The 23,621-nt window shown below is 31.6% G+C and carries 31 protein-coding genes; 9 read left to right on the top strand and 22 right to left on the bottom strand.

All coding sequences use genetic code 11. From position 1 onward, the window contains the following. Window positions 1-46: 46 nt before the first annotated feature. A complete protein-coding gene (locus DK508_RS07835) occupies window positions 47-340 on the bottom strand; it encodes a putative quinol monooxygenase (protein ID WP_109300190.1) in 294 nt (97 codons plus the stop codon). A 1-nt stretch (window position 341) separates the two neighbouring features. Then, on the bottom strand, window positions 342-1,172 hold the full coding sequence (locus DK508_RS07830) for an S-adenosyl-l-methionine hydroxide adenosyltransferase family protein (RefSeq protein ID WP_109300189.1): 831 nt from the start codon (window positions 1,170-1,172) through the stop codon (window positions 342-344). A gap of 248 nt (window positions 1,173-1,420) precedes the next feature. On the opposite strand from DK508_RS07830, the gene DK508_RS07825 reads away from it, so the two are divergent. Beyond that, entirely contained in the window at window positions 1,421-2,377 is a 957-nt protein-coding gene (locus DK508_RS07825) for a PhoH family protein (protein ID WP_109300188.1), read from the top strand. Between the two features lie 103 nt (window positions 2,378-2,480). Next, window positions 2,481-3,431 carry a phosphoribosylaminoimidazolesuccinocarboxamide synthase gene (locus DK508_RS07820; RefSeq protein ID WP_109300187.1) on the top strand — a complete coding sequence of 317 codons (951 nt, stop codon included), beginning with the start codon at window positions 2,481-2,483 and terminating at the stop codon, window positions 3,429-3,431. A 24-nt stretch (window positions 3,432-3,455) separates the two neighbouring features. Here DK508_RS07820 and DK508_RS07815 read toward each other — a convergent pair whose 3' ends face one another. Then, window positions 3,456-3,860 (bottom strand): glyoxalase, encoded by a 405-nt coding sequence (locus tag DK508_RS07815; protein ID WP_109300186.1) that lies wholly within the window; start codon window positions 3,858-3,860, stop codon window positions 3,456-3,458. 224 nt (window positions 3,861-4,084) lie between these two features. On the opposite strand from DK508_RS07815, the gene DK508_RS07810 reads away from it, so the two are divergent. The 3 genes from DK508_RS07810 to DK508_RS07800 all read left to right on the top strand — a co-directional run bounded on the left by DK508_RS07810 (window position 4,085) and on the right by DK508_RS07800 (window position 6,786). After that, the gene (locus tag DK508_RS07810) at window positions 4,085-4,975 is read left to right on the top strand and encodes a DUF72 domain-containing protein (RefSeq protein WP_109300185.1); all 891 of its coding nucleotides are present in this window, start codon (window positions 4,085-4,087) and stop codon (window positions 4,973-4,975) included. 215 nt (window positions 4,976-5,190) lie between these two features. Next, a complete protein-coding gene (locus DK508_RS07805) occupies window positions 5,191-5,589 on the top strand; it encodes a hypothetical protein (protein WP_109300184.1) in 399 nt (132 codons plus the stop codon). An 87-nt stretch (window positions 5,590-5,676) separates the two neighbouring features. After that, window positions 5,677-6,786: a DEAD/DEAH box helicase gene (locus tag DK508_RS07800; RefSeq protein WP_109300183.1), complete on the top strand. Its 1,110-nt coding sequence runs from the start codon at window positions 5,677-5,679 to the stop codon at window positions 6,784-6,786. Window positions 6,787-6,870: 84 nt separating this feature from the next. On the opposite strand, the gene DK508_RS07795 is transcribed toward DK508_RS07800, so the two are convergent. From DK508_RS07795 to DK508_RS07770, 6 genes are all read right to left on the bottom strand, one after another. After that, entirely contained in the window at window positions 6,871-7,239 is a 369-nt protein-coding gene (locus DK508_RS07795; RefSeq protein ID WP_109300182.1) for a nuclear transport factor 2 family protein, read from the bottom strand. 11 nt (window positions 7,240-7,250) lie between these two features. Further along, window positions 7,251-7,994, bottom strand: coding sequence for an SDR family NAD(P)-dependent oxidoreductase (locus tag DK508_RS07790; protein ID WP_109300181.1), 744 nt, complete (start codon window positions 7,992-7,994; stop codon window positions 7,251-7,253). 4 nt (window positions 7,995-7,998) lie between these two features. Further along, window positions 7,999-8,193, bottom strand: coding sequence for a 4-oxalocrotonate tautomerase family protein (locus tag DK508_RS07785; protein ID WP_109300180.1), 195 nt, complete (start codon window positions 8,191-8,193; stop codon window positions 7,999-8,001). A gap of 120 nt (window positions 8,194-8,313) precedes the next feature. After that, window positions 8,314-8,877 carry a Crp/Fnr family transcriptional regulator gene (locus DK508_RS07780; protein WP_109300179.1) on the bottom strand — a complete coding sequence of 188 codons (564 nt, stop codon included), beginning with the start codon at window positions 8,875-8,877 and terminating at the stop codon, window positions 8,314-8,316. Between the two features lie 67 nt (window positions 8,878-8,944). Beyond that, a complete protein-coding gene (locus tag DK508_RS07775) occupies window positions 8,945-9,313 on the bottom strand; it encodes a response regulator (RefSeq protein WP_160114600.1) in 369 nt (122 codons plus the stop codon). After that, window positions 9,310-11,514, bottom strand: a complete 2,205-nt coding sequence (locus DK508_RS07770) for a PAS domain S-box protein (RefSeq protein WP_109300177.1) — start codon at window positions 11,512-11,514, stop codon at window positions 9,310-9,312. Before DK508_RS07770 ends, DK508_RS07775 begins: the two co-directional genes overlap by 4 nt. A gap of 203 nt (window positions 11,515-11,717) precedes the next feature. Here DK508_RS07770 and DK508_RS21060 point away from each other — a divergent pair, with 203 nt between their 5' ends. After that, entirely contained in the window at window positions 11,718-11,858 is a 141-nt protein-coding gene (locus DK508_RS21060; protein ID WP_160114599.1) for a hypothetical protein, read from the top strand. An 8-nt stretch (window positions 11,859-11,866) separates the two neighbouring features. Here the strand turns inward: DK508_RS21060 and DK508_RS07765 are convergent, their stop codons facing one another. Beyond that, complete coding sequence (locus tag DK508_RS07765) at window positions 11,867-12,895, bottom strand: UDP-glucose--hexose-1-phosphate uridylyltransferase (RefSeq protein WP_109300176.1); 1,029 nt, start codon at window positions 12,893-12,895, stop codon at window positions 11,867-11,869. A 42-nt stretch (window positions 12,896-12,937) separates the two neighbouring features. Further along, the gene (galK, locus tag DK508_RS07760) at window positions 12,938-14,071 is read right to left on the bottom strand and encodes a galactokinase (RefSeq protein ID WP_109300175.1); all 1,134 of its coding nucleotides are present in this window, start codon (window positions 14,069-14,071) and stop codon (window positions 12,938-12,940) included. An 81-nt stretch (window positions 14,072-14,152) separates the two neighbouring features. Here galK and DK508_RS07755 point away from each other — a divergent pair, with 81 nt between their 5' ends. Then, complete coding sequence (locus tag DK508_RS07755; RefSeq protein WP_109300174.1) at window positions 14,153-14,866, top strand: NUDIX domain-containing protein; 714 nt, start codon at window positions 14,153-14,155, stop codon at window positions 14,864-14,866. 77 nt (window positions 14,867-14,943) lie between these two features. On the opposite strand, the gene DK508_RS07750 is transcribed toward DK508_RS07755, so the two are convergent. The 4 genes from DK508_RS07750 to DK508_RS07735 are packed head-to-tail and all read right to left on the bottom strand — an operon-like array spanning window position 14,944 to window position 16,492. Beyond that, entirely contained in the window at window positions 14,944-15,570 is a 627-nt protein-coding gene (locus DK508_RS07750) for a flavin reductase family protein (RefSeq protein WP_109300173.1), read from the bottom strand. Between the two features lie 42 nt (window positions 15,571-15,612). Beyond that, the gene (locus DK508_RS07745) at window positions 15,613-15,900 is read right to left on the bottom strand and encodes a TIGR03643 family protein (RefSeq protein WP_109300172.1); all 288 of its coding nucleotides are present in this window, start codon (window positions 15,898-15,900) and stop codon (window positions 15,613-15,615) included. A 7-nt stretch (window positions 15,901-15,907) separates the two neighbouring features. Continuing rightward, window positions 15,908-16,318, bottom strand: a complete 411-nt coding sequence (locus tag DK508_RS07740; RefSeq protein ID WP_109300171.1) for a DUF2452 domain-containing protein — start codon at window positions 16,316-16,318, stop codon at window positions 15,908-15,910. Between the two features lie 9 nt (window positions 16,319-16,327). Then, the gene (locus DK508_RS07735) at window positions 16,328-16,492 is read right to left on the bottom strand and encodes a Lacal_2735 family protein (RefSeq protein WP_109300170.1); all 165 of its coding nucleotides are present in this window, start codon (window positions 16,490-16,492) and stop codon (window positions 16,328-16,330) included. A gap of 206 nt (window positions 16,493-16,698) precedes the next feature. Between DK508_RS07735 and DK508_RS07730 the strand changes: the two genes are divergently transcribed. Continuing rightward, window positions 16,699-17,166, top strand: coding sequence for a hypothetical protein (locus DK508_RS07730; RefSeq protein ID WP_109300169.1), 468 nt, complete (start codon window positions 16,699-16,701; stop codon window positions 17,164-17,166). Window positions 17,167-17,419: 253 nt separating this feature from the next. After that, complete coding sequence (locus DK508_RS07725) at window positions 17,420-17,914, top strand: asparaginase domain-containing protein (RefSeq protein WP_109300168.1); 495 nt, start codon at window positions 17,420-17,422, stop codon at window positions 17,912-17,914. A 50-nt stretch (window positions 17,915-17,964) separates the two neighbouring features. Here DK508_RS07725 and DK508_RS07720 read toward each other — a convergent pair whose 3' ends face one another. The 7 genes from DK508_RS07720 to DK508_RS07690 form a co-directional block, all read right to left on the bottom strand. Then, window positions 17,965-18,567, bottom strand: coding sequence for an alpha-ketoglutarate-dependent dioxygenase AlkB (locus tag DK508_RS07720; RefSeq protein ID WP_109300167.1), 603 nt, complete (start codon window positions 18,565-18,567; stop codon window positions 17,965-17,967). Then, complete coding sequence (locus DK508_RS07715) at window positions 18,554-18,799, bottom strand: Ada metal-binding domain-containing protein (RefSeq protein ID WP_109300166.1); 246 nt, start codon at window positions 18,797-18,799, stop codon at window positions 18,554-18,556. The genes DK508_RS07720 and DK508_RS07715 overlap by 14 nt, the downstream gene beginning before the upstream one ends. A gap of 15 nt (window positions 18,800-18,814) precedes the next feature. After that, a complete protein-coding gene (locus DK508_RS07710) occupies window positions 18,815-19,120 on the bottom strand; it encodes a DUF1330 domain-containing protein (RefSeq protein ID WP_109300165.1) in 306 nt (101 codons plus the stop codon). Window positions 19,121-19,133: 13 nt separating this feature from the next. Continuing rightward, entirely contained in the window at window positions 19,134-19,847 is a 714-nt protein-coding gene (locus DK508_RS07705; protein ID WP_109300164.1) for a 2OG-Fe(II) oxygenase, read from the bottom strand. Between the two features lie 373 nt (window positions 19,848-20,220). Beyond that, entirely contained in the window at window positions 20,221-21,135 is a 915-nt protein-coding gene (locus DK508_RS07700; RefSeq protein WP_109300163.1) for a GTP-binding protein, read from the bottom strand. 34 nt (window positions 21,136-21,169) lie between these two features. Continuing rightward, window positions 21,170-21,703: a molybdopterin adenylyltransferase gene (gene mog / locus DK508_RS07695; protein ID WP_109300162.1), complete on the bottom strand. Its 534-nt coding sequence runs from the start codon at window positions 21,701-21,703 to the stop codon at window positions 21,170-21,172. 86 nt (window positions 21,704-21,789) lie between these two features. Then, window positions 21,790-23,475: a PhoX family phosphatase gene (locus DK508_RS07690; RefSeq protein WP_109300161.1), complete on the bottom strand. Its 1,686-nt coding sequence runs from the start codon at window positions 23,473-23,475 to the stop codon at window positions 21,790-21,792. Between the last annotated feature and the right edge of the window lie 146 nt (window positions 23,476-23,621).

The following is a 23,621-nucleotide window of genomic DNA, read 5'->3' as shown; positions in this document are numbered from 1 at the left end:
TTTAATATAAGGTTTTTAGGTATAAATTTTAGTTTGATATAAAAAACTACAAACTACTTACTTCATCTATACTCCAAGCTTCTGGTTTTTGATTAAACTTATTTTTGGTATTCGCCCAAACTCCTTTGAATAACGTAGAGTTTCTATAGTTATTGAGATGTTCTTCAGATTCCCAATGACTATATGTGAAAAATTGGTTTGTATGGTATGTATCTCTTAATAATCTAAGATGGCTACAACCTTCAAAATTTCTTATTTTAGTTTTGTTTTGCTCAAAATTTTCGAGAAAAGCTTCTATTTGATCTGGGATAAATCCCATTTTTACTATTCTTATTATCATTTCATTCAAAATTAATACTTACCGTATCGCGATAATGTAATCCAAAAAGACTAGAAGCACCTCCCACAGTTTTGGGATTACTTTTATAAATGGCGAGTTCTAGATAACCAGATGAGTTAAAAATAGCTAGCTTTTTGCCATCTTCTTCTCTTTTACCTTTTTCAATTTCAAAATTAATTGCATCACTGTATCGGTCATAAACACGCTCAAAAACTGCTGTTCTGGCTGTTATCTTAAACGTCCTACCTTTTCCTATTTTCTCAAAAAGTTTACGAGTGATATTTGTAACTAAATTTCCATAGTTATCTATATAAATTATACTACCAACGATTTGTTTGTCTCCTAGATTAACAATAGGGGTAATCCCTTTAATGGTTTTAGTTTCTTTAATTGTTTTTCCTATTACTTCCAGTGTTCCTCCACGCGCAATATGACATGCTACAACAACAAATACATCTAATACAGGAAAATTAGTCGCAATGGCATCATGAATATTTATTTCAACAATCTTTTCTGGATTAAATTCAGATGTGATCAAGCAGATTAATCCATTATTGGCACAAATAAAATAATGATCATCTAATTTTACCGCAATATGTTTATTCTCGGGATTAAGCTCACTATCAATACCTATAATATGAATACTACCTTTTGGAAAACTTTTATATGCATTTTGAATGATGTAAGCTGCCTCGGTAATATGAAAAGGAGATATTTCATGGGATATATCAACTACTTTGGCATCTGGTAATTCAGTGTAGATTGCTCCCTTAACCGCAGACACAAAATGATCTTTGATTCCAAAATCTGTAGTTAACGTAATAATCGGCATGAACAATAATTGTTAATATCTTTTACTTGTAAGCGCTTAAAAATATGTAAATTTGTTTCAAGTTATATAAAGATTTTCTTTGTGTGTTAAAATAAAAGAAAATACCGTGTTTTTTTATGTAAACGGCAGTGCGATCTTATAGTAATTTGATCTATTTTCAATTTCTATTTTTTCCCCAAAATATCTTGAATAACTTTAGCAAACTTAGTCAATCCAAAAAACAATTCATACTAAAATACGTATAGCTTTTGAATGAACTCATTATTGAACTAACAGAGATTAATCCGAGAGAGTTTTTCGGACTTCAGAATAGCAATATTCAATTATTAAAAAAATACTTCCCAAAGCTAAAAATTGTTGCACGTGGTAGCAAGATGAAAGTATATGGAGACGAAGACATGCTCGAAGAGTTTGATATGCGTCTTAATATGCTTTTAGAACATTTTGGAAAATATAATAAACTGGATGAAAATGTAATTGAGCGGGTGCTTACCAGTGAAAGTAAGGAGGACTATGAAACATCTGCAAATAGTGGAGAAACATTAGTTCATGGCGTAGGAGGCAAGTTAATTAAGGCCCAAACCGCTAATCAACGTAAACTAGTTGAATCTTGTAATAAGAACGATATGGTTTTTGCTATTGGACCGGCTGGTACAGGAAAAACGTATACAGGGGTAGCCCTTGCTGTTAAAGCGCTTAAAGAAAAACAAGTAAAACGAATTATTCTTACCCGACCAGCAGTCGAAGCAGGAGAAAATCTGGGATTTTTACCAGGAGATTTAAAAGAAAAACTGGATCCATATATGCAACCCTTATATGATGCCTTAAGAGATATGATTCCTAATGAAAAATTGGACAGTTTTATCGAAAAAGGAGTGATTCAAATCGCTCCCATGGCATTTATGAGAGGTAGAACTTTAGACAATGCATTCGTAATACTAGATGAAGCTCAAAATACCACCCATGCCCAGATGAAAATGTTCTTAACACGTATGGGGAAAAATGCAAAGTTTATTATTACAGGTGATCCTGGGCAAATAGATTTACCAAGAAGAGTAACTTCTGGTTTAAAAGAAGCTTTGTTAGTCTTAAAAAGTATCCAAGGAATCGGAATGATTTATCTGGATGATAAAGATGTAATACGTCATAAGCTTGTGAAGAAGGTGATTTCGGCCTATAAAGAAATCGAAAATAGAAACGGATAAATTTTAAAGAAAAGTAAGTGATGGTGTCTAAAAACAGTAATTATTTATACATACGAATTACTAAATAGTAACCAAAGTCACTTATGAATTTGCATAGTAACACATGAATACAATAGTAGATACAAACTATAATTTTCCTAATCAAAAATCTGTTTATAAAGGAAAAGTAAGAGAAGTATACAATATAAACGATGAACTATTGGTGATGATTGCTACCGATCGTTTATCGGCCTTTGATGTAGTAATGCCTAAAGGAATTCCTTTTAAGGGCCAAATACTAAACCAAATAGCAACCAAAATGATGGAAGCTACTCAGGATTTAGTACCAAATTGGCTTATTGCAACTCCTGATCCTAATGTAGCTGTTGGGCACCTTTGCGAACCTTTTAAGGTTGAAATGGTTATTAGAGGGTATTTGTCTGGTCACGCTGCTAGAGAATATAAAGTGGGTAAAAGAGTATTGTGTGGAGTGGATATGCCTAACGGGATGAAAGAAAATGATAAATTTCCGGAGCCCATAATAACACCTTCTACTAAGGCCGATAATGGAGAACATGATGAAGATATTTCTAGAGAAGAGATTTTATCCAATGGTATTGTTTCTGAAGAAGATTACTTAATCCTTGAAGATTATACACGTAAACTTTTTCAAAGAGGAACAGAGATAGCGGCAGAACGAGGACTTATCTTGGTAGATACAAAATATGAATTCGGAAAAACGAAAGACGGTAAAATCGTGCTGATTGATGAAATTCATACTCCTGACTCTTCGCGATATTTTTATGCTAATGGATATGAGGATTTACAGGAAAAAGGAGAACCTCAAAAACAATTATCAAAAGAATTTGTTAGACAATGGCTTATTACTAACGGATTTCAAGGTAAAGAAGGGCAACGAATCCCCGAAATGAATGAAGAATATATTACTTCAGTTTCAGAACGTTACATAGAATTGTACGAAAGTATTACCGGCACATCATTTACTAAAGCAGATGTTTCATCGGTAGCTACACGAATCGAAGATAATGTGCTATCATATCTTAAAAATCAATAGTATAGGCTATTTTTTTTGGTTATACTAAGCCACTTTATATTCCAAAACCTGAATGCTGTCTTGTAAACGTTCTCTAACAATATTCATCATTCGTTTATTTAGCGCCGATGAATTTTGAGTATAGACAAGGTATTCTTCCACGGTAAATTGACCGATGATCATACCTTTAAGGCTGTTCCTGAATTTCATATCCTTCTGGACGGCATTTGCTATAAAATCCAATTTTTTCTCAAGAGTAAGCTCGTAAAAGGTGTTCTTTCTTTTTTTAATGTAATTTTTGAAAACTTCAATAAGTAAATTGCCTTGTAATTTTATAATTGGCCTTATGGTTTTGTTCTGAAATTGCTCGTCATTAGACATGTTTTCTGAAACTCTCGCATTTAATAACTCTGGACGTATTGCCAATAAATTTGATTCCCTGTTTTCCATAATAAAGAAGGTTTACTAAAAATACTTAATAGTTGTATTCAAATTTCATTACTCATATTAGAGTTTTAAACTACTTATAAACAATAAACGAGTTATCGAAAATGAAAGACCGCATTATAAATATATCAATGTAACAACTCTAGTTTATGCTAGTTTTAAGCTAACTATAAGTTATTTATAAATCCTATTTTTGTTAGGACTTAATAATCTTTTAAATAAATTATATGAAATTTGGTAAGGTAGAGCACCCAGAAGATATAGATTTTTCGTTACCCGAAGATCATCCAAACACGAAATCGGTCCTTCAAAATTCTGATAATGGCGAATTATCTGTTTATGTAGGGTGTGCCAAATGGAATAAACAAGATTTAAAAGGTTTTTATCCCAGAGGAACCAAAGATGAGCTAGAATATTATTCGAGACAGTTTAATAGTATTGAGCTTAATGCTACTTTTTATCGAATCTTCCCTGAGGATCAGTTTAAAAAATGGTATGATAAAACACCAGAGAATTTTAAATTCTTTCCAAAATTAGTACAAAACATTTCTCATTTTAAAAGACTTAATGATGATGTACAGCCATATGTAGATGCATATTTGGCAAACGCAATACATCTTAAAGAAAAATTGGGGACTATATTTTTACAAATGCCAGCTAATTTTGCTCCTAAATATTTTGACAGGGTAGTGCGTTTTATTGAAAAATGGCCAAAAGAAATAAGATTATCAGTAGAATTTAGACATACCGATTGGTTTAATGATCAAGCTGTAGCTAATGAATTGTATAGCCTCCTACAGGATAATAATATTGCTAATATTATTACAGACTCGGCCGGAAGAAGAGATTTATTACATATGCACTTAACCAACGATGAAGCATTCGTGAGATATGTGGGAGCAAATCATGAAACGGATTACTCTAGACTTGATGATTGGATAAAACGGTTAGTAGTATGGAAAAAACAGGGAATTAATAAAGTTCATTTTTTTGTACATCAAAACATAGAGAAAGAATCACCTTTATTATCCAGCTATTTCATTGATAAGCTGAATGAATCTATGGATACAAAACTAAACTTACCGGCTCATTTATCTGATGGCCCTAAACTATTTTGAACTGTTTTTTATTCAGTTTTGTGGTGATACGGTAAAAAATAGAGAGTATTTCTTCTGAAATATGTTAAAAACCCAAATTAAGTTGCTTCTTGACGATTATATGTGTACTTTGTCGACGTTTTAAAAGAATATTGATAAGAGGTATTAACTATTTTTTATCAATTTAGGTACTTTTATAACATAATCTAATTAACCTCAAATCTAAAATTTAACGTATGGCTAAACTTCTACACAACCTTTCTTTACTAGCTTTTTTACTAGCCTTTACTTTCGGAAAGGCACAGACTACAACTGTAAACTTTAATCATGTTGATCACGATCACGAGATTAACCTGTCGATTAATGATATACCATCTTTTAAAAGTGTTGACTTAAAAAACAATAAGGAATTTTCTTACGGTTATTTGACAGAAAAATCTGAGTACATTCATTTATATACTGATACAGATCATGATCACAAATCAGATATAACACTATTAGATATTATTACTTCTGATGAAGGTGCCGATTTTAATTGTCATGGTGGATTTTGTATGAACGAATTACATTTTCACAAAAGAGGATTGAGCGTTAAAAAACAACTTTTCGGTTACTTTATGAGTATTTCTTGTTAGAATAAGATTTACTGATGTTACTTATTTGGTAGATTAAGACGGGTTATTGATTTATTCAATTACTTTTGCAGCTTAAATCTGGCAATTATGACATTTTTAGAATTAGGAGTACCTAAAGATCTTAATAAAGGTCTTAAAGAAATGGGAATTATAACTCCTACCAAAATCCAAGAACAGGCAATACCTGTTCTTATGAATAATCAAACTGATTTTATTGGTAAAGCCCAGACTGGAACTGGTAAAACTGCTGCCTTTGGGATTCCTTTGTTGTCACGAATAGATACGAATAAAAAACATATCCAAGCTTTAATTTTAGCCCCTACAAGAGAGCTTGGTCAACAAATAGCAAAACAACTTTTTAAATTTACGAAGTACACTGATAAAATTTTTACCGAATCAGTTTACGGAGGAGAAAAGATTGAAATACAAATTTCGAGATTAAATAGACCTACTCATATAATTGTTGCTACACCTGGAAGACTTATTGATTTGATAGAAAGAAAAGTAGTAGATATTTCTAAAATTGATACATTGATAATGGATGAGGCTGATGAAATGTTGAGCATGGGGTTTAAAAAAGATCTTACTACTATATTGAGCAAAACTAAAGGATACAGAAACGTTTGGCTTTTTTCGGCTACAATACCACATTCTTTGAATGATATTATTAATGATTATGTTCATAAAAATGCAGAGCGAGTAACAATAGATAAGGATGATGCCGTAAATAAAGGAATTGATCACCAATTTGTGGTAGGTGATGAATCCAGTAAATTAGATACATTAACATATTTTCTTAAAACGGAGAAGGATAATAGAGGTATAATTTTTACGAAAACTAAAGTAGCCGCCCGAACACTTTCTAAGCAATTAAAAGCCAAAAACTATGATGTTGGCCTATTAGAAGGAGAAATGACTCAAAAAGAAAGGGATAAAGTGATGCGCGCATTTAGAAATAAAACGTTACGTTTATTGGTTTCCACCGATGTAGCCGCTAGAGGGATAGATGTTGCAAATTTATCTTTTGTGATTCACTACCAATTACCCGATCAAGTAGATTATTATACACATAGAAGTGGTAGAACAGCTAGAGCTGGGAAAACAGGTATATCATTGGCTTTAATCACAAAATTAGAAGTCAAAGTAATTCGAGACCTAGAAAAAGAATTGGGTATAAAGTTTGCCCAAATTAGATAATATAATTTAAAATAAAAGTAATAGCGGTACGAATCGATTCGTACTGCTATTACTTTTATACATTCTTAGTAACTGTTTGTTTATTTATTCTACATGGGTAAAAATCTTATTTACAATTTTCCAATTATCATCTATTTTTGTTAAGGATAAATAATCGTAATAGTTATACCCCAACATAGGCACATGCAATTTTACCATGGCGATTTTGCCCATAATATCGATTCCTATAATTTTCATTTTTAATGTTTCTTTCAAATCTTTAGGGCTTTGCCTACTTTTTACTCCTTCAAGATATTCATTAATACTTTTGGTATAATCGACACCTTTGATATCTCCATAGATATATACATTTTCATGAAAACAAGTTTCAAGTTTGATTGTGTCTCCATGAAAGATTCCCTCAAAATAACGGATAATTAAACTCTCAATTTCTTTTATATTCTCTTTATACATAGTTTGTTTTTTTAGATTGCATGCCCAACGGTATGCCCGCCTGCTACGTTAATAGTTTCTCCTGTTACGAAATTGGCTGTTGCCAAATAGTATGCAGCTTCAGCAATTTCGTTTGCTTCTCCAATTCTATTTAATAAATGTAATGCTGCCAAGCTATCAGCATCTTCAATACCGATTTTTCCTTGTAGTGGACTTCTTATTATCCCCGGAGCTATGGTATTTACTTTTATATTGTTTTTTCCAAATTCTGCGGCTAATTGTCTAGTTAAAGAATGTATAGCGCCTTTACTTGTTAAAGGAGCAGTTGCTGGAAATCCATCAATAGCATGATCTACTAAAACGGTTCCTATGTTTATTATAGCACCATTTTGCTGTTTTATCATTTGAGGGATGACCGCTTGAGATGTAAAATATGTTCCTTTTAGGTTTACATTCCAATACAGATCTAATTCACTTTCTTCAACGTCTAAAAAAGGTTTGGGGGAAAATATACCTGCATTATTGATCAAAACATCTACGGATTTGAATTTTTCTAAGGCCAAATTCACAAGTTTTTGCCCTGTTTCTTGTTTGCTGATATCTCCAGCTAAGTACATAGCATTAGCAGGTTTGCCTAGTTGTTCATAAGCTTGTTTTAAGTTCACTTCATTAGAAGAGTTCATAATAACATTACTTTCTCGAGCTATAAAGTACTTAGCAATTTCTTTTCCGATTCCGGTAGAAGCACCTGTAATAATAACTGTTTTATTTTTCATTTTTTTATTTTTCGGTTCCTAGATATTGTGTTCCATTAACTCCCCAGTTTTCGATTGGTATTTCTTCAATAACCACATGAGTTGTTTTTGGGTTTTTGTCAAGTACGTCAACAACGAGCTGGGTAGCTCCCTCTATTAATTGACGTTTTTGCTCTTTCGTCACTTGTTCGTCAGTAACCTTAATATTAATGTATGGCATAACTTTTTTATTAAATTAATAGTTATACAAAGATGATTTGAAATGAAAATATTAGGAAGGAGGTTTGTCACTTCTTTGAAGTGATGTATATCACATTACTTAAAAATAGAAGTGATGGAGTTAAGAATCTAGTCTACTAAGTGTTTCTCTAGAAACACCTAAATACGCGGCAATCATTTTTTTAGGAACGCGCTGAAAGAGTTTAGGGTACTGGTTGAGAAGTGCATCATATTGCTCCTTAGTAGAGTTCTTTAATAATGATAAAACCCTGTTTTGGAGGGCAATCCGACCGATTTTACTTTTTTTTGCCCAAAAACGCTCCATTTTGTGCATTTTGGCTGTAAGTATTTCTCGATTTTCAAAAGTTATATACAACAACTCACTATCTTCTATACAATCTATAGATGTTTTAGACTTAGTTTGTTTTACGAAAGATTCATAATCGGTAATCCACCAGTTTTCCATACCAAATTGAAGTATATGCTCTTTTCCATTATCATCAATAAAATAGCTTTTTAAACACCCTTTTACGATCCAGTATTCTTTGTTAACAATTTCCCCTTCCTGTACAACATACTGATGCTTACGTTTTTTGATTTGTTGAAAATGACTTAGAATAAATTCGAATTCTTCATCAGTAAGACTGATGATCTCTTCTATATGTTGTCTTAAGGGATGTGTCATTTTAAATATTACTAACTATAGTGTAGTCATTTGAAAAATAAAAGAGAGAGAATACGTAATGATATCCTTAACTTACACCTATCGCAGAAATAACTGCCAATAACTTGTCAAAATTTACTGGTTTAGAAAAGTATTTATCAAAACCTAAGTCGATAAAACGTTGTTCATCTCCGGGCATGGCATACGCGGTAACCGCAAAAACAGGAATACTATTTAGAATGTCTAGTTTTCGAAACCGCTGTAGTAGTTCGCAACCGTCCATCTGATTTAGTCCAAGATTTATATCAACAAGAATTAGATCAAGAGTTTTTTCTTTGACTACTTTTAAAGCTTGTGAACCGTTTTCTGCAATAATAACATTAGAATTACTCTTGGATAACATTTTATCCATAACCATTGCATTTATTTTATTGTCTTCAACGTAGAGTACATTCATACGCATTTTGGAATTATAATTATAAACTCTGTACCTTTTCCTAACTTACTTTTTACCTTAATACTACCTCCTAAGATCTCTATGTATCTTTTAGAAAGGCTAAGGCCCATACCTGTTCCTTCATACTTTCGACTAAAACCAATACTCTCTTGTACAAAAGGGTCAAATATTTTTTGATAGTTATCTTTATCGATACCTATACCAGTATCTATAATATAAATATAAATATTTTTTTTAGATCGCTTGGTTTTAATTTTTACTTGTACGCTTCCGTCGATAGTATATTTTATAGCATTATGTATGATATTATTAAGGGCAGTATTAAAAAGATTTTCATCTATAGAGGCTTGTGGGCAGGATTCATCAAGGTCCAAAGTGTACTCTAATTTTTTTGCATTAGCAAGATGCCTGTATTCTCTAAACGAAGTTTCTACTACATAATTGATGTCTAGTTCAGAATAATTAAGGTTTTTTTGAATACTTTCTATTTCACTAAAACCTCCCAAGGTGTTAAGAGTATCAAATAGTCGATCTTGACTTTCTTTAAGATACTCCGTTAATTTAATACGTTCTTCTGGATTTTCTTCAGTTTGAAGGAGCGTACTAATAGCAATAATTCCATTTAATGGTGTTCTTATCTCATGACTAAGGTTTGATAAAATATTTGATTTTAATTCGCTTAATTCATGTTCTTTGATATGGGCTTGTTTAATTGCTAGTTCTGCAAGTTTCTCCTCGGTAATATCATGAAAAGTGATTAAAACAGAATCCACTTTTGATGCATCATCCAGAATAGGAATATACTTTGTTTCTAACCATTGATTGGTTCCATTATGAGTTACTCTTTCAATTTCTTTTTTTATTGTATTCCCTTTTAAAGCTTCATTAAAATTATCAGCAAAAGATGGTTTAAAGTTAACGGGCATTACATCAATAAATAGGGAAGTAGATCCTGTTGGATCTACATCAAAATCACGTTTAATTATTTTTAATGAATCCTCATCTGCCATCAAAATTTCTCCTTTGGTATTTAATAAAATGATATAATCCATACCATTATTAACCATTGCTATAAGTCTCTTTTTACTTTCTTCAATGGTTTTTTTACTTAGCTTCTTTTGGTGAACGTCAATCAAGTTTCCAACCATTCTTACCGTTTCTCCTTTTTCATTTTTTCTTTTAAATCCATGAACTTCATAAAATCGATATTTTCCTTTTTTTCCTCGAAGACGATATTGATTATGATAATGATTCCCGTCTTTTTCTAAATTATTTTTATGCTTTTTTAAGGCTTTGTCAATATCATCAGGGTGTATCATTTCTCTAAATTCCTGCTCAGGAACAATATGAGTATCTAAGGGTAATCCAAGCATTTTTTTAAAGGCCTCACTATAAAAAACTTCTTTTTTATCAATAAAATGATCAAATAATCCAGATTGTATACCTTTTAAAGCTAGATGCTTTGTTTCTTCATTGTATTTTAATTTTTCTACATAATTATGGCGATCAGTAATATCCGCAATGGTTCCGTTCACATAAACCACTTCGTTTCTATAGATGACTGGTTGTGCAACAACTTTTATCCATTTTTCATTTCCTTTATGAGTTATTATCTTTTCTGTATACTCATAAGGTTCTTTATTTTGGATTAATGTACTCAAGTAATTTTCAACTCGATCTCTAGATTCTTTGGGATAAAAACTGGCCCCAAGATCTCTCGTCATAGGTGTATCAGGATCAAGTTCTTTGATGAGATAGCACCCTTTGGTCCAATACATTTCTTGGTTCATAACATCAAAATACCAAGCTCCAGTTTTGGTAAGTTTAGAAATCGTTATTAAGGCTCTGTGCTCTTTATATTCTTCAGTAGTGTCTATTCCTGTAACATAAACCAAATCATTATGCAATGTGAAATCAAATTTTAAGGATAATACACCGGTTTTACTTAAAGGAAAAGTAAAAGATTCATTAACTATCGGGGTCTCCAGAGATAACTTTGAAATAGTTTTAATAAAAATAGGAACATCTTCATCAATAACAAAATCAGTAATGTACCTACCCTTTATTCTATCACATTCATTAGGGAATAATACTTTACATCTATTATTGAAAGCGATTACTTGTCCATCTTTTTTCATGATGAAAAGAAAAAGCAATGTTTTTTCAGTTAAAATCCCAAATTGCTTTAGAGTGAAAGGCATAGATTTAAGGTATATATCTTTTAAAGTTACAAAATCATTTGTAATTCAAAATGCGTAAAACCGTAATAAATTTTCAGGGGATAATTTATCAATATATAAAATATAAGGTTCCTAATTGAGAGAGTATTCAAATGTCATTTCCTGATGCTTCATAATTTATTACAGGATTTTTAAAGTGTCATGGTCGCATAATGATCAGTACTTTGAATTTTCTTAATACGATTACAGATAATATAGATCTTTTTATTGTTGAAAAAGATGGTACCGAGCTACATCGACTTACCAAAACTTCTAAATCTGAATATACAGTCATCTTAGGGCATGTTGAAAAAATAAAGGAGTGACTTTTCTATTAGGATTGACTGTAGTGTGTTTCGGGTAAAGATTCCAAAGTTTTAGCAGCTAATTCGGCAGTAATATCCCTTTGTGGGTCGGCAAACATTTCATACCCCACCATAAATTTCTTAATAGTTGATGATCTTAATAAAGGTGGATAAAAAGACATATGAAAGTGCCATTCTTGATGTTCTTGCCCATCGGTAGGTGCTTGATGAATTCCAGCCGAATATGGAAAACTAGTTTTGAATAAATTATCGTATTTGGTAGTTAATTTTTTGATGATATCCGCAAGAGCCAATGTTTCATCATTGTTTAATTCGGATATGTTAGTTAGATGTTTTTTCGGAAGAATCATTGTTTCATATGGCCAGATAGCCCAATACGGAGTTAAGGCTACAAAATGTTGATTTTCGATAATAATTCGTTCTTTTAATTCAAGTTCTTGCTCCAAGTATTGTTGTAATAAACTTTTGTTGTTTTTATTCCAAAAATCAGAAAAATGTTTTGTCTTTTTCAAAATTTCTTCCGGGATAGATTCTTGAGCCCAAATTTGGCCATGTGGGTGAGGATTACTACACCCCATGACATCTCCTTTATTTTCAAAAATTTGGACATGATTGATGTAGGGTAATTGTCCCAATTCAATATATTCCTTTTTCCATAAACGAATAACATCTTGTATGTCATTTACAGCCATTAAGGGTAATGTTAACGAATGATCCGAAGAGAAACATACTACTTTACAAATACCTCTTTCAGATTTACCTTTTAATAAGCCAACTTCATAGTTTTCTTGTTTGATATCAACTAACAAAGCCGAAAAATCATTGACAAAGGAGTGTGGCTTTGTATATTTGGGATTTGAACTACCACTAGCTCTTGTATTTCCGGGGCAGAGGTAACAGTTCTCATCATAGGATTCTCTTTTTTGGGTAGAAGAGATTTCGGTTTTTCCTTGCCAAGGTCGTTTGGTTCTATGTGGTGACACCAATACCCATTCTCCTGTTAATATGTTATATCTTCTATGTGGATTTTCATTCATTCTTAAATCTTTTAAATTAAAAATTTGAATATTGGTTTTTATCTATGAAATGCTGTGGGAAGTACCTTTGCTGGGGTTAGCCTGAAAAGCTTTTAATTCTATATCGAATCGGTTTTTATAGGCTATACTTACTTCGTTTATGTAATTATCGATATGATTTTTTTTGATAATGTTAATAGTACAACCACCAAATCCTCCTCCCATCATTCTTGATCCAAGAACATATTCTTTGTTAAGTGAGTAATTAACCAAAAAATCAAGTTCGGGACAACTCACTTCATATTTATGTCTAAGTCCTTCATGACATAGATATAATAGACTTGCGAATTCTTTTATTTTATTATTTTTTAGATAAGTTACGGCATCAAGAACTCTTTTGTTTTCTTCTAATATATATTGGCATCGCTCAAAAATCACAGTAGGTAATTGAGTTTTTACAGTTGTAAGCATCTCTAATGTAACATCGCGAAGTGAAAGAACAGAAGGATAAGTTTTGCGGATAATAGAAACACCCTTTTCGCATTGTTCTCTACGGATATTATATTCGCTTGTAGACAGGTTATGAGAAACATTAGTATTTAGTATCAAGATCTTATAATCAGATAAATGCATATTAATCATCGTATGCTGCATAGATTGGCAATCTAGAAATAGGACTTTATCTGTTTCGCTAAATACGGATGCATATTGATCCATAAGTCCACATTTTGTACCTACGTACTTATGTTCTGCATCTCTGCATAGTATTACAATGTCTTTTTTTGAAATTCCTAAATTAAATAATTCATTTATTCCGTAAGCAATACCGCATTCTAGAGCTGCAGAAGAGCTTAGACCAGAACCAATAGCTAATTCACTTTCGAATATACAGTCAAAACCTTTTATTTTTTCTGACCTCTGTTGTAGTTGGTCAAGAACGCCTAATATATAATTCTCCCAATTTTCTTTACTAGGAGAAATGTTGTTCAGGTTTACAGTAAATGACTTATCATAATCCTTGGTGTAAAAGTTACACGTAGAATCACTTTTGTTTTTCCTGAAACTAAACTTAATCTTTTTGTCGATTGCCGTTGGTAAAACAAAACCATTATTATAATCCGTATGCCCACCCATAAAATTGATTCTTCCCGGGGAGGATACCATTAGCTCAGGTTCAAAAGTGTCTTTTGTAAACATGCTATAGTAGTATTTTTAAGACAAATATAATAAATGTATTTTTTACATTTATTATATTTGTCTTAAAACAACTTGAATTTTATGCAAAATCTAGAAGGGAATAAATGGTATAGAGGTAGAGAAAGGCTATTTGTAGCAGTAGATTGTGTGATTTTTGGCTTTGATCAAGGTGTTCTTAAGCTATTAGTTTTTAAAAGAGCAGTTGAGCCTCTAAAAGGAGAATGGTCTTTGATAGGAAGCTTTATTCAAGAAGAGGAAAATGCTAATGAGGCCGCAAAACGAGTATTAAAAGAGATTACAGGGCTGGATGATATCTTTATGGAAGAGTTGAAGACATATTCTAAAGTGGATCGCGATCCTGGAGCACGTTGTGTATCTATTTCTCAATATGCTTTAATAAAGATTGAAGAGTATGATAAAGAATTGGTAGAGCAACATGGAGCATTTTGGTTTGCCGTAGATAGTTTACCTAGTTTGGTTCTGGATCATAATCAGATGGTGGTTGATGCTTTAGAGCATTTAAGACATAAAGTGCAATTTTATCCTATTGGTTTTGAGTTATTACCACATAGGTTTACAATACCGCAACTACAGTCATTGTATGAAGAAATTTTTCAGAAAAAACTCGATACAAGAAACTTTAGAAAGAAATTTTTTTCCTTGGATTTATTAAATAAAACCACAGAGAAGGATAAGTCTTCATCAAAAAAAGGAGCGTATTTGTATCAATTTGATCTTAAAAAATACAATACACTACAACAAAGTGGTTTCAATTTTTTGTTGCTCAAAAAATGAATAATAATCTAAATTAATTATATATATCGGGCTATTTTAAGAGGCTCTTGTTGTTTTTCTTTGCAAAGTTTTTGGGGTTAAAACTCTGGGACTTGATTTACTCGTACATAAGGATGTTTATCGATCTTGGTTAACGAATAGTAACTATTTAACCCTGAAATTCCGACACTATTAGTAGCTTCTAAATCAATATCGTCTTCAATAATGGCAATATCCGGGAGTATGAGTTGTTCGATTTCACCAATAACCAAAATGGTACCATTATACTTAATGTCAATAGCTTCTTTAAAGGATAGTCCTATTTTAAAAGTGCTCTCTTTTACAAATGGAGCTTTAAAATTGTTAATATATTCTTCGGAAAGATTACAGCGTTTAAATTCTGAAATATCTGCCTCAAATTTGGCAGAGGTGTAATGCGCATTTTTTATAAATTCGGGATGAATGTGATTAATTGTATAATAATTGTTTTCTTGAATATTGCGATACGTATGACCAACTTCTGGTGTTTGAGGTCTTGAAATGAACCCCAAAAGGGCAGGATCACTTCCTAAGTGAACTACAGAACTAAATATAGCAAGATTAGTTTGTCCTTGTTGATTAATAGTGCCTATAAGATTTGCAGGCTTTATTCCTGAGACTGAATTGATAATCTTTAATCTAGTGATACGGTCAAGTTGTTGTATATTTTCTTTAGTATAAATCATTAAATCTAGTGAATATGGATCGTGATGTTTAATTAATAGTATTTATCGTTTACTTATTTTGTTTCCCGAAATTGCTTTTTGGCGAGAACACTTAAAACGATTGATATTTGGATTGCGTTTTTTTAAATGTTTCTGGCTCACACCACTATTCACGCGTTTACGCCAACGTTTAAAACTCGATTCTTTTAGATTGCTCCGCATTAGTTGTATCACATCTTTTTCAGATAGTTCAAATTGAAACAAAATAGCTTCAAAAGGTGTTCGATCCTCCCAGGCCATCTCTATAATACGATCCAGAGCTCTAGGACTTAATTCTTTGATGTTTTTCATAATAGGACTATATCTTTTCCCATATTTGGTCTACGTTTAGATAAAAACTACCTAGTGTATTAAAATTACATTGTTCGGGTCCAATAATGGATAAAAAGGTTTCTCCGCTTTCTCTTTTATATAAATGATATATTTCACCAATGATAGGTTCAAAACTAAATTTTGCACTAAAAATGAGTTTATTATATTCAAACTCCTGCATCATTTTATCGTACTCGGCTTTTAATTCTAAGTATTTAGTTTGGACTTTGTGATTTACTTTATTGATACTTCTATTTTTCCAGGCAATGGTATCTGTGGCGGTAATTAAAGGTGCACCTACCGAAGTTGCATAAGGTTTCAGGGCAGCATCATATTTTTGCGTTTCTGGATTATAAACTACACTATCTGGTTTCTTATCTTCTATCTTGTTTTTCATTAAAGTGTATTAGATTAACTTTTCAAGTTGTTTCATCACTTCTTCGGCTTCATAAGCTTTTTGATCGCTCATTTTTCTATTCGTGGTAGATAGACTATGAGCTTCTTTCAATAACTTTTTGTATTGAACTTCTAGTTTTTCTTTCTCAGATTTCTTTTTAAATATTCCAAACATCTTGATTACATATTTATTTTTTGCAATAAGGCTCTATAAAAATACAAAATGTTTAACTATTTATAAAAAATATTAAACATTTTAAATAATTTAAAATTTTAGCTAAGCCTCCTAATTTTATGCTAAATTAGTTGTTGGTTCCTTTAAATATGTTTTACTACTGGTAGAACTTGTCTTTAAGTTGAGATTTTTATTTTGAAAAACCGATGGAAAAACTAGTAATTGAAATAAAGGATATACATGATTTAAGTGCTATAAAGAATATTATACTAAAAAAGTTAGGGTTATTCAATTCTAATGTTTCATATATTTCAAAAAACAAAAAAATTCTATCTCCTATAAAGATTGATCCATACAAAGAGTTTGAGGTTAGAATGAAGTTTTTTCTGGTTAACAATAATGTGAAAATATCCCTAATCTTAAACTGTGATTCGATCAAAAATAATATCCAAGAAAGAATCAAACGAAATGTATATAAAACGTATCCGTTAGAAGGTTTCCATTTTGGTATGAGTAATATGGAAGCCCAAGCTTATTGTCCATCTTATTCTGAGGAGGAAATAAGATTAAAAGAACTTGAAATATTAAACCAAAGTGATGTCCAATATTCTATTTTGGAACGCTCCATTTTAGAGCTTAATACCAAATATAATATTGAATTAATCTATAAATAGAATATAATACGAAGAATGTAAAACGACAAAATCATGAGATAATAGAATTATAGAGAATGATTAAAACAAAGTAGAAGACAGAGATAGAGGGCGTAATGGCATAATCCTTATTACTACAAAAAAGTGACCGGAATAGTAAAGTTGGGAGCTAATATAGTTTACTAAATTGTAATAAGATTGTATATAATAAATGTTAGTTTTATTGATTTATTAATAACCTTTTTGTGTAAGTATTTATTTAAAATTTAAGAAGATGGGTTTACAGATATTCACAACTGGTGGAACGATTGAAGGGCTTGATTATAATGAAACTAATCAGGCATCACATAGTAATTCAATTACTATTAAGGAATTCTTAGATGCATCTGAAATTCATTTTAAATATTCTTTAGATAGTTTGTTTAGAAAAGATAGTCGTTTTATAACTAATGATGATAGAAGTTTAATAGTAGAAAAAATAAAAGTTTCACCATATAAAAGAATTCTAATTACTCACGGAACTTATACAATGGCCGAAACAGCAATTTATCTTGGTAAACTTAATCTAGATAAAACCATTGTGCTTACTGGAGCTTTTGTTTTAGGGACAAAAAAAAACACTGATGCTTTAAAGAATTTAGAATATGCAATATCTCATTTAAAACTTCTTACAAAAGGAGTATATATAGTAATGGATGGAGTAATTTTTAATTGGCACAACGTAAGAAAGAATTTAGAAAAAAATAGGTTTGAAGTGTTACATAAATGAAAATTCTATTTTTTTAGTAATTAAATGTCAAAACCCTAATTTTTAACTTATTAAGGTTCGATGGTTCTAAATGTTAAGTTTATTCTTGGAGTTGTTACTTTTTTGGTTGGTGGTAAGCGATGTAACCAATTTGTTTGTGTTGTTCCTTTCATGACTAATAAACTTCCTTTTTCTAAAACAATATCTACTCGATGTTTATTTTCTTTATGTTTAAACGAAAATTTACGTATTGCTCCAAAACTTAAAGAACCTATAGCTCCATTATTTTTTAAATCTTTTTCACCATCGCTATGCCAGGCCATTCCTTCTTCTCCATTATGATATAGGTTAAGTAAGCAAGAGTTAAAAGTTTCTCCTGTTTTCTTTTCTACCATTTCTTTTAACTCAAGCAGTTCTTTTGTCCAGGGTAAAGCAGATTTGGTTGTTTTAGAATAGGTATATTCAAATGGCTTTTCGGCATACCAGGCTACCTTACGTTTGGTAACAATGGTTTTTCCAAAAATGACGGCTTTGTCATTTTGCCACTCAATATTTTCTAAAAGTAAATTATAAAACTCTTGTGCCTTTTTAATAGAAATAATGGTTCCATAATAATGTACCTCACCATCAAAAGGAAGTATGTTTTTGTTTGTGTCGGGATTAAATAAGTCCATCTTTCCAGTTTTTATAATCGACTCGCATACAATGCCCGCAAGGCCTATAACCTTGCTCTTTTGCTTGTTCTATTGTTTTAAAAAACACACGGTTTTCTTGTTTCATTCGTTTACCTGATTTGCAATGTAGAGTTCCGTAAATTTTAAGATTGCTATTTCCTGCGTAAACAATTTCTTGTTGTTTTATCTTTTGATAAAGCTCGAAATTACTTATTTCTGAATGGTTTATCATTAAAAAATAATCTAATTAATTGTTTCTTTCGTATCTCGCAATTTCAATAACAGAGGCCACCGAAGTACTAAAATACTTTTCTTTGATCATCAAATAATCTTTATTATTAAAAAAGGATTCCATATCAATTTCATCCTTAAATTTAATGGTGAACACCCGATTTATAGGCTTGTTTATTTCTGCTTTAAGAACTTCTTCAATTTTAAAGTCATATCCAAAACTACCATTATGCTTTAATAAAATTGGAGTCATTTTTTCTCTATACGTATTGTATAAATCATTATTGGTTACCTGTAGTGCTATTAAGCTTTCTATTGCCATTTATTTTAATTGTTTAGCTAGTTGCATCATGAAAAATAATACCCAAAGTATGTCGTTCACCGCTAGTCACTTCACTAACTCCATGTTTCATATGTACTCTGTAGTGTGCTTTGGTTCCTTTTACAGGTCTAAAGTTAGTGGTAAAAATAAGCATATCTCCTTTTTTTGGTAGTAAAACTATGGCTTTAGATTGGGCTCTTGGTGTTTGTTGAGTGAGTACAAATTCACCACCAGTGTACTCTTCTTTAGGTTCATTTAAAAACAGGACCGCCTGCATGGGGAAATAAATATCACCATATAGATCTTGATGTAGTGTGTTAAAACCACTTTTTCTATATTTTAGAATTAAAGGAGTTGGTTGTAATTGATTACTTCTATGGCAAAGCGATTGTAATTCTTCATGAGTTTTAGGGAATGACTTATCTATCTTTAATACCTTCATCCAGAGGTCGGCAATAGGAACTAATTTGGGATATACAACTTCTCTTATGGTCTGAATAATTTGGGGTAGAGGATAGTCAAAATATTTATATTCACCTAAACCAAAGCGATATCGTTCCATTACTACTGTTTTTCGATACAAACTTTCTGCATTGTATTTTTCTACTAGATCTTTGCACTGTTCGTTTGATAATGTATTAGAAAGAATAGCATAACCTTTTTCGTGTAGTGATGTTGTTGCTAATTGCCAATTCATGTTTTCAATTTTGGCTTTTAATTTCTCCATTGCTATATGATTGAATTTTATACTAACAAAAATAGTATCGTTTCTACTGCTGTAAAACCCAATACTTGCTTAACATCATAATAGAGGAACAGATAGTGAATTTGATGAAGATGCAATTTTTTAAGTAGAAAAGTATACGTATGATTATCATACAAACATCTCTTTGATTACTGTGTTTACATTGTGGTAAAGTAAATTGTTTAAGTACAGGTACTGTTTGTAAAAATATCGAACCTCAGAATAGATGTATCTCGAGTATAGTTATGAAGTGTGCCTAGTTTAAAGTTTGCAATATAAACCCTGTTTCAATACCATAACCCAGGGAGTGCAAGTGTTAACCTTGTATGATTAATAACTTGTTATTTATTTTTGATTATTGATTTAAATTTGCTGTAATAAGGCTCTCACTGATAGCTTTTTCTAAAACAGAAGGTTCACTTCCTGGTCCTATTGTAAGTAATTTAGGTCCTGTAATTGGTACTCCATTAAATGGTCTAATATGTATTTCTCCATCTGGTTTGCGTTCAAAATAAGTATACTCATTTTCTTGCCCTATTTTAGTACAACCTTTTACCCTAAGAATACTTTTTGGTAATGTGTAACAAATATCATTAATGCAATTTATATGAGGTAGTTTTGGTAAATCTGTAGAACAAGAAGCCCAATGTGCTTTTTGATGATCGAACTTTTTGGCAGTATTATTAGATGGTAAGAGCTCAGGAAGAAGAGAAACATCTAGGTCATCTATAGTTACAATTTTGGCTGTTGGGTTGAGTTCTTTCAGTTCTTTAATCACAAAAGTTTGTCTGCTTGCTGATGTTTTTGCAAGATGCGTTAAAATAATAAGAGAAGAAACCTGAATCTGATTTGACTCAAGTTCGTTATGCTCTCCACGCTTTTGCCAGTTTTTAACATCTACAACAGATATTTGTATTGGTGGAAAAAACCTATCATTGATACCTACACCAAGGAATTCCATTAAGGAACAAGCATCAGAAGTTCCATTAGCTTCAATTAGAGTGATTCCGTTTATTCGTTCAGGAATTCTATTTACTGTATTTCTAAGTTCCATTATACCACCACAACATATACAGCTACCACTAAGTGCTTTAATAGACTTTAACTCTATCTTGTTTGTAAGCTGCTGGGCATCAATATTTGCGTTTTCATAATCATTAAGAATAACAAAAGGATCCCAGCCATTATTAGTAAATTTATCTATTAAATATCGTAACAATGTTGTTTTTCCAGCTCCCAAAAACCCAACAACAGTAATGATAGACTCCATATTTTTCTAAGTATTGTTTATTAACTTTTGGCTTTTATTTTTTCTTAGGCCTGAATGGCTTTATTACATCTTCATTACATTCTAAGAAAGGGCCTTCCATAAGGTCAATACAATATGGTACAGCAGGAAAAACAGCATCTAAACATTCTCTTATTGATTTTGGTTTTCCAGGTAGATTAATAATTAAACTATCTCCTCTAAGGCCAGCAGTTTGTCTTGAAAGAATAGCAGTTGGTACATATTTTAATGATTCGGCTCTCATAAGCTCTCCAAAACCGGGCATTAGACGATCACATACAGCCTCGGTGGCCTCGGGTGTAACATCTCTTTTTGCAGGACCTGTACCCCCCGTTGTAATAACCAAACAACAATTTTGATTATCTACCATGTCGATGATGGTTTTTTCAATAACCTCTTGTTCGTCTGGAACTACCTTATATCTTTTTTCCCATGTTGAAATTAAATATTCACTTAAAGTATCTATGATTGCTTTTCCACTAATGTCTTCATACACTCCAGCACTTGCTCTATCACTTACAGTGATGATCCCTATTTTAACTGTTGACATATTTATTTTCTTTGTATAGGTGTAAAGTTATCCAGATTTGCCTAGAATAAGAATACTTTTCTAATAAAAGCATTCTATAAATATTTTTAAAGGTTGGATTCTATTTGATTTAGTTTATTCATCTTTTCGATTAAATCACCTGTAATGGCAACAACTGCTGGTTTAGGAATGTTGTCTCCATCAAAAGGCCATTTGCTCGTTGGATTGTCTAAATCTTCAGTTTGTTCACCAGGATGTTGAACACTTAAAAACAACGTTTTTCCATCTGGAGAAAACCAAGGACCAGTAAGTTCAGCATCTTTTGGAGCTGAAGCAACTCGAATTACTTTTCCGGCATCTTTTCCATATCTCGGAATTACAAATAAGCTATTGTTTTTAAATGGCATATATGGTTTATCTTCTTTGTTCATCGCACTTCCCGACATGTCTGATGTTATCCAAAGATTTCCTGATAAATCGAATGCTAAATTATCGGGACAAGAAAAACCATTTTCTTCGCCTCCTGCTATGTAAGTAGATGCCTTAAATGTTAATGCATCAAAAGCTCCATGGGTTTCTTCAATTTTTAGAATAGAACCATGAAAATCATTTTTGCTTTTGTTATTAGTTAACGAAACAAGTATGTTCCCGGTGATAGGATCTATTTCAATATCTTCTGGACGATTTAATGCAGTAGCACCTAATAGTTTTGCCGCTTCTCTTGCTCTAATCAGTACCTCGGTTTGATTTTTAAATTTACGTTTCAAAATAGGTTGGTTTTCCCAATCTAAAGCGAGCCATTTTCCATTAATAGTATCGGCTACATAAAGTGTTCCTTCTTTTAGAGAACTTGGTTTGGATGAAATAAATTTATACAAATGTTCATTGTTTCTATCATCACCAGTATAAGCAACTATTCGTTTATCTTCTAATTCGTAGAGTGTGCAGCATTCATGAGCAAACCGTCCGAGTGCTATATGTTTTTGAGCTTTTCCATCTTTTGGATTTACCTCTACTACCCAACCATAATGTTCTGGTGGATAATCATAAAAATTTTCCCAGCCATAATATTCACTTGGTATATGGGTTGCAACATTATTTTCATCATATGTAGTTTCTCCAAAAAAACCATCGTAATTTTCTTCGCAAGTAATAAAAGTTTTCCAAGGCGTAATACCTCCAGAACAATTTGCAAGTGTTCCTATCACTGTGTTTTTCCCTTTTATTGGCGTATCCCAGTTTAATTCTATAGGTGTTTTACCAGTAATTCTTCTATTATGTGGATCGTTTTCTACAATTTCCCACATCCCATTAACCTCTTTAATTCTTACAATGCTTCCGCCAACATCGTACATTTCTTTATCTACCTGCTCTTTGGTTCTATGTTTTGTAGGATCTTCATGCTCTCTATAATTAAAGTCAGAAACATAAAGCGGATTTACATATTCGTGATTTACCCATAATAATCCATCTTTAGGATTGTTTTCATCAAGTGGAATAAAACAAGTAAAATCGTTATTAAATCCAAATGTATCTTGATTACTAATTTTATCTCCCCATTTTACTATGGTATGATAATCTAGTCCATTGGTAAGCAATAAATCATCTTTATCAGATGGAGCTAGACTTTCTAAAACTATTTTTTTTAATCTTTTAAGATTTTCTTCAGAAAAATTTTCTGTATTTGGTGGAGTAGTGGTATTACCACAACGTATTAAGAACGGAGGAGTGATCATAACTCCTAAACTAGCTTTACCTAAAAAGGAGATAAAATTTCTTCTATTATATTCCATAGTATTTCTAATTTTTGGCTGTACAAATGGCAGGTTTTAGTATAATATACCTATGTTTTAAAACCTATTCCAAATATAATTGAACTTAGTATCCTTAAAAGCTTTAATTATTATTTTTATGTTAAGATAAGAGTAGGTACTTTTAA

Origin of the sequence: Aquimarina sp. AU474 (assembly GCF_900312815.1) — a bacterium.
GTDB lineage: Bacteria > Bacteroidota > Bacteroidia > Flavobacteriales > Flavobacteriaceae > Aquimarina.
This window is presented reverse-complemented; position numbering and strand designations above follow the sequence as displayed.